General features: G+C 61.2%; 1 protein-coding gene. It reads left to right on the top strand.

Going from position 1 to position 1,031, the window contains the following annotated elements; all coding sequences use genetic code 11:
• Positions 1-154: 154 nt before the first annotated feature.
• A partial coding sequence (locus tag V6C16_RS14100; RefSeq protein WP_333543539.1) for an MFS transporter occupies positions 155-1,031 on the top strand: 877 nt, incomplete at its 3' end.

Genomic DNA, 1,031 nt, shown 5'->3' with positions numbered 1-1,031 from the left:
GGCATCGGGTGTTTGGCAAGGCATTCTCGGAGCGGCGCCCCTGTGCGGCCTGCCGCGCCGTTTTTTGCGTCAATGCCTGCGCCGGTGCGTTTCCGGGAGGCTCTTTAATCAGTGCTTCCTTATGTTACCGGTGCGGAACTACTTCGAGGATGACATGTTTTACGGTTGGAAAATAAGCCTGCTCTCCATGGGGGGCAACTTCATGCTTCAGGGTACGGTGCTCTATTGCATGAATGCGTTCATGGAGCCGCTCTGCGTGGCTTATGGCTGGACCAGGGCGGAACTTAACATCAGTATGGCCGTAGCCGCGCTGGTGGGGCAGCTTGCCATGCCTCTGGCGGCGTCGCTTTCCGCGCGTTTTCCCTTGCGGCGTCTCATGACGGCCGGGGCGCTTGTGGGCGGCATCGCCACCATTTTGCAGGGCATGACGGGCAATCTCGTGTTTTTTACCCTGCTGTTCACTCTGGCGTGGAGCGCCACACAGATTTGCGGCGGCGTTGTGGGCAACGCGCTTGTGAGCAACTGGTTTTACTATTTTCGCGGCCGGGCTTTTGGCCTTGTCAACGCCGGCACGTCTCTTTCCGGCGTGGTGCTGCCCCTGGCAAGCATGGCGCTTATCAACGCCTTTGACGTGAGCACGGCCTATCTTGTGCTGGGGCTGCTCACCTGCGGGCTTGCCCCCCTGTCATGGTTCATGGTGCGCGATACGCCTCAGGCCATGCACATGCACCCTGACGGCAGAAAGCACGAACCCCCGGCAGGGCGGTGCAGGCTTGCGCCGGACACGTCCTTCAGGGGGTTGATGCATTCGCCCTATGCCTACTGCATGGGCATCGCCTTCGGGCTGGCCCTTATGGTCAGCTCTTCCGTCATGAGCCAGATGAAGCCGCGTTTTGTGGACCTGGGCCTGGCGCCCTATACGTCCATGCTGTTGGCCTGTGCGGCGGCCCTGTGCGCGGCTTTGGGCAAATATGCGTGGGGTTGGGTCTGCGACCGCTTTACGCCGCTGCCGGCCGCGCATGTGATTATGC

It is taken from the genome of Desulfovibrio sp. 1188_IL3213 (assembly GCF_036763145.1).
Lineage (GTDB): Bacteria > Desulfobacterota > Desulfovibrionia > Desulfovibrionales > Desulfovibrionaceae > Desulfovibrio.
The sequence above is the reverse complement of the archived record's forward strand: the minus strand, read 5'-3'. Positions and strand labels throughout refer to the sequence as shown.